Source organism: bacterium (genome assembly GCA_027622355.1).
Lineage (GTDB): Bacteria > UBA8248 > UBA8248 > UBA8248 > UBA8248 > JAQBZT01.
In genome coordinates this window covers 1-7,872 of record JAQBZT010000136.1, presented here as the reverse complement: position 1 = coordinate 7,872, position 7,872 = coordinate 1, and the positions used below count along the sequence as shown (strand labels likewise).

Sequence of the window (7,872 nt, the reverse complement as noted above, 5' to 3'; positions counted from 1 at the left end):
GAAAGCGGCCCGCCGCTTTCGGCTCAAGAGAAAACCTTTCAACGCCTCGGCCAGCATCTCGGGACTATCGGGGGGCACCACCTGCGCCGTCCGCCCCGCCCGCACCACTTCGCCCAATCCCATCCGGCTGGTCACGACGCAGGGCAGCCCCATGGCCATGGCCTCCAGCACGGCGCGGCAGCTTCCCTCCGAGCCCGGCGCCATGAGAACGAACACATCCAGCGCGGCGAGGATCTCCACCAGATCGATCTCGCGGAATCCCGGAAAATCAAGCCGATCCGAAATCCCCAGCTCCGCGGCCCGCGCCTCGAGCTGGGGGAAGAACTCGCCCTTTCCCACCACCACCAGGCGGACGTTGGGAATCCCCTCCGCCACCCGCCGGAAGGCCTCAAAGAGCGTGAAGTGCCCCCGGTCGCTGGCCAGGCGCGAGACGATGCCGACCAAGAGGGTATTCGGAGGCGTATCGAGAATCTCCCTCCCCTCGGCCCGCGTTTCGATGGTCGACGGCATAAAGCGCTTCAGATCCACCCCGCCGCGCACGGTGTGAAGCTTCTCCTCCGGGATGCGGGCCTGGCCGCTCAGAAGGCCCCGGATGTAATCGTTTACCGCGATGACGGCGTCCGCGCCCCTTGAGAGCAGAAGGCGCGTCAGAAAGCTGTCCCGCGCGACGCGGGGATGGTGGATCGTCCGGACAAGCCGGATCGGCTGGCGGGTCAGCCGGGCGGCCAAAAGACAGAGCCAGTGATCCGCGCTCAGATGGGTGTGGACGATGTCGGGCCGGACGCGGCGGAAGAGCGCCGCCAGATCGAAAACCGCGCGCAGCACCCGAATGGGATTCAGGCTTCTCGTCAGCGCCACGCCCTCTTCGGGAGGAAAGCCGGCCAGGTTCGCCTCCTCCTCCAGCCGCTCTCCTCTGCCGCACACAAAGTGAAGCTGGTGGCCGCGCCGGGCCAGACCGGAGGTCAGCTGGAGGGCCGGTTCGGAGGCTCCCGTCCACCAGGAACTGCTGATCACCTGGATGATCCGGAGCGGCTTCATGCGGCGAGGACCTCGTTGTACAGGCGCTCGGTCTCTTCGATCATGCGCGTGAGCGAGTGATTTTCCGTAACGTATTTTTTTCCGGACTCCCCCATCCGGCGCCGGCGCTCGGGGTCGGCGAGCATCTCCTCGATGGCGGCCGCCAATGCTTCGGGGTCTCCCGGAGGCACCACTACGCCCGCCCCACCCGGCAAAATCGCCTCCGGCACGCCGCCGATGTCCGTCCCTACAACCGGCAGGCGCATCGCCATGGCCTGCAGCGCCACCTGGGGGATCCCCTCGGTCCGCGTCGAGGCGATCACCAGAAGGTCGAGCCCGGCCATTATTTGGGGAATGTCTGTCCGGTAGCCGAGAAAACGGACCGTCCCGCCCAAAAGGCCCAGACGTTCCGCCTCTTCGCGGAAAATATCCCGCCAGTGCCCGTCTCCGACGACAAAAAACCGTGCGGAGACTCCCCTGTCCCGGAGGATACGGGCCGCGGCGAGAAAATGATCGTGCCCTTTGCTCTTTCGGAGCTGGGCGATGATGCCCACCGCCGGGGTCTCCCCGGAGAGTCCGAACTCGGCCCGGAAGCCCTCGCCCGATACGCCATCATGAAACGCGGAAAGATCCACGCCCGTCGGGAGCACGCTCACCCGATCGCCCTTGCAGACCTTCTGCTCGATCAGCATCCGGCGGATCAGATCGGCCGTCGTGAAAATTCTTTTCGGAAGGAGATAGACCCAGTTCAGTGCATTTCCGCTGACCGGGATGGAAACGTGCCGGGTACGCACGACGGGAACCCCCATCAGCCGCCCGGCCACTCCGGCCAGCCAGCTGTCTTTGCTGCTGTGGGTGTGGATCAAATGCGGGCGGATTTTCCGAATCAGGCAGATCAGCCGAAAGAGTGCCGCGGGATCCCAGCTGGTCCGCATGCGGATCGGATGGAAGGACAGGCCGGCTTCCTCCGCTTCCTTTCGGATAAGCCCGTGCGGCTGGCCCGCGATGTGGACGCGATGCCCCCTTTTTTCGAGGACGACCGCCTCCAGCAGGATTCGCTTCTCCTGGCCTCCCAGACCGGGAGACGCCTCTGTATGCAGAATATTAAGCGCTCTCACCCTTTCGGCGATTCTCCCAGAGAAAGGCGGCGCGCATGAAGACATAGAAGGCAGAGCCGGCTGCGGCAATGAAGCCCTCCCGGCCGTCTCTCCAGCCGGCCTTCAGGACATATCCCTTGAGAAACCGCCCGATCGGCCGGAGGAAGAAATCGGACGCACGGGGGACGGCACCTTTCCCCGCCATATCCTCCGCGGCCAGCGCCGCATAGCGCACCTGGCGGTCGAAAAACTCGTGAAGGGTGCGGTAGCTGAAATGATCCAGCGGCTCGCTCAATTCGCCGGTTTCTCCTTCCATGACGACGGACTCATGTACGCTTTTCCCGTTAAACTGGCCCCTCTCGCGGCGGAAAAGGCGAATCTGATGATCGGGCCAATGATCCCCGTGGCGAAGCCATTTTCCGAAAAAAAAGTTCCGCCGCGGAACCCGGTAGCCATCCGCCGGGCCATCGGCCGCGAGCACCCGCTCGATCTGGCCCCGGAGGGCATCCCCCACCCGCTCGTCCGCATCAAGGCTGAGAATCCAGGGATAGCGGGTCCGCTCCAGCGCCAGGTTCTTCTGGGCGGAATACCCTTCCCAGGGAGCTTCGACAACGAGCGCGCCCCGGCTGCGGCAAATCTCGCGTGTTTCGTCTTCACTTCCCGAATCCACAACGACGATTTCATCGGCCCAAACGACGCTGTCGAGACAGGCCACCACATTCGACGCTTCGTTCTGCGTGACGATGGCGACACTCAGAGGCTGGCGCTTTGAAGTCAAGACAGTCTCTCTTTCACCGCTGAAAGGGTGCACGGCCAGACCTTCAGCCATTTTTATCCCTCGGAGCGGCTTTTTTCCCATTCATCGAGAGGGATCGCCTCATCCACCAGCATGATCGGAATGTCGTCCTCGATGCGGTAGACGAGCTTCGATTCCCGGCAGATGAGGAAATTTCCGTCGCCGCTCAACTCAAGGGGCTTCTTGCTGACAGGACACGCCAATATGTCGAGCAACTCCTTGCTGATACTCATTTTTTCTCTCTCCCCAATAGCCATTCATACTCGGCACGAAGGCCATCTGACAGCTGCGTTTTGGGCGAAAAATCCAGATCGGACTGCGCCTTTTTCGTGTCCGCCCAGGTGTGGCGGACATCTCCCATTTGCGTGTCCATCCGGCCGATCTTCATGGGTGCGCCCTGAATTTCCTCCATGCAGGCAATCACCTCGTTCACGCTCGCCCGCTGGCCGCCGCCGATGTTGTAGACGCCGCCCCGCTTCCCTTTCCGAAGCGCCGCCCGGGTCGCCTCGGCGGCGTCTTTCACATAAGTAAAATCCCGGCTCTGCCCGCCGTCGCCGTAAAGGGTGATGGCCTCCCCGCGGATTCCCGCCGCGAGGAACTTGTGAAACGCCATGTCCGGCCGCTGGCGCGGCCCGTAGACGGTGAAGTAGCGGAGCGACACCGTGGGCACGCCGTGGTTCCGGTGGTAGAGACCGCACAGGTGCTCTCCCGCCAGCTTGGAGACACCGTAGGGGGAAACCGGCCGGGGAATGGTGTCCTCCGGCGTGGGCGCCGTCTCGGCGTCCCCGTAAATCGAGGAGGAGGAGGCAAAGACGAAACCCTCGATTTCCTTTCCGCAAAACGCCTCCAGAAGCCGCTGGGTCGCATGGATATTGTCCTCGATATATACGGAAAATTCCTTCCCCCAGCTGGCCCGGACGCCGGCCTGTGCCGCCAGATGATAGACGCCTTCGACGTCTGAGGCGATGCCCTCCAGCCCGCCCGCGGCCAGGTCCAGTTCACGGAACTCGAAGGCACTCTCCCGGCGCAAGCCGGCCAGGTTCTCCTCCTTGTCGTCCCGCGCATAGTGGGGCGAAAACCGGTCAATCCCGAGAACCTCGTGCCCATCCGCGATCAAAATCTCGCAAAGGTGGGAGCCGATGAAGCCCGCCGCTCCCGTAACCAGATACCGCGACATCAAAACACCTCATTCATTTTCACATACTTATCAAGACCTTGCACGATTTTCCCACAATCGGGCCAGCGCGGCGACCGCGCGGGGCACGGCCAGCCGGTCAAGACACTCGATATCGGGGCATTTTCTGCCGTAGCACCGGCTGCAGGACAGATTTTCGTGCAGAACGGCGTGCCCCTCCCCCCAGGGACCGTTTCGCACCGGATCGGTCGGCCCTATCAGCGCCAGGCAGCGGATCCCCAGTGCGGCGGCCAGGTGAAGGGGCCCCGTATCCCCTCCGGCGAAAACCGAGACCCTGCGAATCAGGGCGGCCAGCTCGCGGACGGAGGTGGGCGGTGCCAGAAGCGGCGTCTCTTTCATCGCGTCTCCCACCACTTTCGCCAAATGCTCCTCCCCGGGCCCCCAGGTGATGAGCACTCTCCCTCGGGTCATCTCCCGCCAGGCGTCCCCGAGAGCGGCGTAGCGCCCGGGCGCCCACTGCTTCGTCACCCACCCGGCGGCAGGATGAACGACAAGGAGCGGGGCGCCATCCCCACAGCCCGCCCCGCGCATGAAGTTTTCCGCGAAGGCGGCTTCCTGCGCCGTCTCCGGCAGGGGAAACCGGAGCCGCTCCAGGGCCGGATGCGGAATTCCCAGCGGCGCGAGGAGAGAGAGATTTTTTTCCACGACATGGTGCGGACGGGGCGGCGGGTCGGCCCAGTGCGTCGTGAAGACAACGTTCATCCCCTCCCGGCACGCTTCATGGGCGAAACCGACACGCTTCCTGGCCCCGGAGGCGAGCGCGATGATTCCACTCTTGATCAAACCTTGCGCATCCACGGCGACATCCGGCGCGCATCTGCGAAGATGGGAGAGTGCGGCGAAGACGCCGGAGAAACCGTCCGAAAAGATATTCCTCCGCCATCTCCGGGTTTCGACGGGGATGACTTCATCCAGATCGGGATTGCCCTCGAGGACCGCGCCCGCCGCCGCCGGGTCGGCCGCCCAGAATATCTGCGCATCCGGCTTCGCATCGCGAATCGCGGCGGCCAGCGGCAGGGTGTGAACGATATCCCCCAGGGCGCCGAGCCGTATGATGAGGTACCGTTCGCTCATGCCGGAGGGACTTTTCCCGCCCGCCTGCCGATGCCGGTCGAGGAATGATCCTTCGGATCGCCGCACACGACCACCTTTCCCCCATAGCTGCGGACTGTTTCCCGCTCGGGAACCGTCTCCACGGTATAGTCGGTCCCTTTCGCATGGACATGCGGGCGGAGCCGAAGCAGCAGTTTCGACACATCCGTCTCTTCAAAGAGGACGAGATAATCCACCGGCTCCAGGGCGGAAAGAATCTCCAGCCTTTCCCGCTCTCCCGTGTAGGGCCGCCCTTCTCCCTTCAGGGCGCGCGCGGAAGCATCGTTGTTCACCGCCAGAATGAGCACATCGCCGTGCGCTTTCGCCGCCCTCAAGTACCGGATATGGCCCGCATGGAGAATATCGAAACAACCGTTCGTGAACACGATGCGCTTGCCGGTTTTTTTGAGGAGTTTCACCTCATCGGCGAGCGCATCGGCGCTGCGGAGCTTCCCGCCGAAAGACTCGTGCTCCGGATTCACGGGCGCGTCTCTCCGAGCACATCCAGCAGCTCCTGCTGCTCCACCACGGCGGTGCCCCGCTTCATCACCACGATGCCGGCGGCCCGGTTCGAGATATCGGCCGCCTCGCGCATCGAGGCCCCCGCACCGAGCGCCAGGGTAAAGGCGGAGATCACCGTGTCCCCCGCACCGGTGCCATCGACCACCTCGTCGGTCCCGAAGATGGGAAAATCCGTCCTGCCGCCCTCTTTCTCAAAGAGGCTCATCCCCTGGCTTCCACGGGTGATCAGAACGCCCTTTCCCCCGATACGCTCGAGGAGGGTCCTACCCGCATCATCGAGGCGATCCGCGTTGGGCCAATAGCCCAGAAGCTCTTCGACCTCCTCCTCGTTGGGGGTGATGGCCGTGACGTTTTTGAAGGAATCCGCGCGGTGGCGGCTGTCCACAGTGACGACAATCTCGTTCGCCAGCTTTTCCACCGCATTCCGGACCTTTCCCGTAATCACCCCCAGGCCGTAGTCGGAGACCAGAACCGCATCCACCGCGGCGGGGGAGAGCGCCTCCAGCGCCCGGACAATCTCTTGCTCCCGCGCCGCATCCAGCGGCCCCTGGTCCTCGTGATCGACCCGGATCACCTGCTGGCGGCTTGTATTCCGCCCCCCGGCCATGATCCGCATCTTGGTCGGGGTGAACCGGTCCGCACCCATCATCAGGCCGCGCATGTCCACATTCCGCTTTTCCAGCGCCGCCCGGAGACCCTCGCCGGCGCTGTCCGCGCCGACCACACCGAGGGCCGAAATCTGCCCTCCCAGCGAGGCGGCGTTCATGGCGGCATTGCCGCCGCCGCCGGGGACGATCTCCCGGGAGCGGAAATTGAGGATCAGGACAGGCGCCTCCCGGCTGATGCGGGAGGTGTCGCCGTAGACAAACTCATCGGCGACGAAATCGCCCACCACGGCCAGGCGGACCGAAGAGAACTTTTCGACATATTGACGCAGGCTTTGGGTCATATTTTCGATTTCGCCATCTCATCCAGTATCATTTCGGTGACGTGATAGGCGTCTTCTCCCACGATATCCGGCTGGCGGGGCCACTCCTTTCCGCGGAACTCCCGCTCGCCGCGTCCGTAGCCGGTCAAAACGAACGCCGACTTGCAGCCCGCGGCCCAGCCGCACACCAGGTCCGAGTATTTGTCCCCCACCATGAACGACCGGGAAAGATCAACGCCGTGATCCTCCGCCGCCTGGAGCAGCATTCCCGGCTTGGGCTTTCGCCAGTCGCTGTCCTCGTCGTAGCCCGGCACGCTCGAACCCGGAAGGGAGGGGCAGTAATAAATCGCGTCCAGGTGCGCGCCTTTTTTCCCCAGCTCCTCCTGAAGCTTCGCATGAACCCGGCCGATCATCTCCTCGGGAAAATAGCCCCGGGCCACCCCTGCCTGGTTCGTCACCAGAATCGCGAGAAGGCCCGCCTCGTTCACCAAGCGGACCGCCCCCGCCGCGCGAGGGAGCAATTCGTAATCGTCCAGATGAACCACGTATCCGACATCGCGACTCAACGTCCCGTCCCGATCAAAAAATACAGCCGCCTTTCCGCTCAATCGTTTCTCCTCAAAGCGGCGATCCGCCCATTCGGCTTTCCGAAGGCGCCGCCTTTCTCACCATTCTTATCAAGCCTCTCACCTCTCCGGCTACCTCCTCCGGGGAAATGTCGGCCATGCACCGGTGATGGCCGAGGGGACAGGTTCGGGCGAAACAAGGGCTGCAATCGAGCACCCGGCGGATCGTGCTGTGGTGCGGCCCCCGCGGCGCCGTCCGCAAGGGGTCCGTCGGCCCGAAGAGCGACACCGTGGGCACGCCCACGAGAGAGGCCACATGCAGCGGCCCCGTGTCGCCCGAAACGAAAACGCTCAGGCGGGAGAGAACCCCGGGCAGAGTCGAGAGTGAGTCCCTCCCGGCGACATTCACCGCCGCCCCTTCTGCGCCGGCACAAATCTCCGCCGCCAGCGCCGCCTCCCCGGGACCGCCCATGACCAGAGTGCGCAAATCATCTTCCCGGGCGAGCTTGCGGATCAACTCGGAGAACAACTGCGGGGGCCAGGTTTTCGCGTCCCCGTAAAAGGCGCCGGGGTGAATGCCGACGATGGGCGCGCTTCCCCCAAGGCCGGCCTCCCGCAACAACTGATCCGCAAACGCCGCCGCCGCGGCGGGAACCGGG

At 64.1% G+C, this 7,872-nt stretch carries 10 protein-coding genes; all 10 read right to left on the bottom strand.

All coding sequences use genetic code 11. The features are described 5' to 3' along the window. Positions 1-1,038 (bottom strand): glycosyltransferase (locus tag O2807_09080; GenBank protein MDA1000648.1); only part of this gene is annotated, 1,038 nt, incomplete at its 3' end. Further along, positions 1,035-2,135 (bottom strand): glycosyltransferase family 4 protein, encoded by a 1,101-nt coding sequence (locus O2807_09075; protein MDA1000647.1) that lies wholly within the window; start codon positions 2,133-2,135, stop codon positions 1,035-1,037. The genes O2807_09080 and O2807_09075, both read right to left, overlap by 4 nt. Continuing rightward, positions 2,122-2,892 carry a glycosyltransferase family 2 protein gene (locus O2807_09070; protein ID MDA1000646.1) on the bottom strand — a complete coding sequence of 257 codons (771 nt, stop codon included), beginning with the start codon at positions 2,890-2,892 and terminating at the stop codon, positions 2,122-2,124. The genes O2807_09075 and O2807_09070 overlap by 14 nt, the downstream gene beginning before the upstream one ends. A 53-nt stretch (positions 2,893-2,945) precedes the next feature. Next, entirely contained in the window at positions 2,946-3,143 is a 198-nt protein-coding gene (locus tag O2807_09065) for a Trm112 family protein (protein ID MDA1000645.1), read from the bottom strand. Then, a complete protein-coding gene (locus tag O2807_09060; protein ID MDA1000644.1) occupies positions 3,140-4,087 on the bottom strand; it encodes an NAD-dependent epimerase/dehydratase family protein in 948 nt (315 codons plus the stop codon). The genes O2807_09065 and O2807_09060 overlap by 4 nt, the downstream gene beginning before the upstream one ends. Positions 4,088-4,117: 30 nt before the next feature. Further along, entirely contained in the window at positions 4,118-5,179 is a 1,062-nt protein-coding gene (locus O2807_09055; protein MDA1000643.1) for a glycosyltransferase family 9 protein, read from the bottom strand. Next, positions 5,176-5,679, bottom strand: coding sequence for an adenylyltransferase/cytidyltransferase family protein (locus tag O2807_09050; protein ID MDA1000642.1), 504 nt, complete (start codon positions 5,677-5,679; stop codon positions 5,176-5,178). The genes O2807_09055 and O2807_09050 overlap by 4 nt, the downstream gene beginning before the upstream one ends. Beyond that, the gene (locus O2807_09045) at positions 5,676-6,668 is read right to left on the bottom strand and encodes a bifunctional ADP-heptose synthase (protein ID MDA1000641.1); all 993 of its coding nucleotides are present in this window, start codon (positions 6,666-6,668) and stop codon (positions 5,676-5,678) included. The genes O2807_09050 and O2807_09045 overlap by 4 nt, the downstream gene beginning before the upstream one ends. Next, a complete protein-coding gene (locus O2807_09040; GenBank protein MDA1000640.1) occupies positions 6,665-7,255 on the bottom strand; it encodes an HAD family hydrolase in 591 nt (196 codons plus the stop codon). The genes O2807_09045 and O2807_09040 overlap by 4 nt, the downstream gene beginning before the upstream one ends. 10 nt (positions 7,256-7,265) lie before the next feature. Beyond that, positions 7,266-7,872, bottom strand: a 607-nt coding sequence (locus tag O2807_09035) for a glycosyltransferase family 9 protein (GenBank protein ID MDA1000639.1), incomplete at its 5' end; no start/stop codon positions are given.

Excerpts from the sequence above, each read along its gene's own strand:
- O2807_09065 (MDA1000645.1), bottom strand. The coding sequence starts at position 3,143 with ATGAGTATCAGCAAGGAGTTGCTCGACATATTGGCGTGTCCTGTCAGC.
- O2807_09060 (MDA1000644.1), bottom strand. The coding sequence starts at position 4,087 with ATGTCGCGGTATCTGGTTACGGGAGCGGCGGGCTTCATCGGCTCCCAC.
- O2807_09055 (MDA1000643.1), bottom strand. The coding sequence starts at position 5,179 with ATGAGCGAACGGTACCTCATCATACGGCTCGGCGCCCTGGGGGATATC.
- O2807_09045 (MDA1000641.1), bottom strand. The coding sequence starts at position 6,668 with ATGACCCAAAGCCTGCGTCAATATGTCGAAAAGTTCTCTTCGGTCCGC.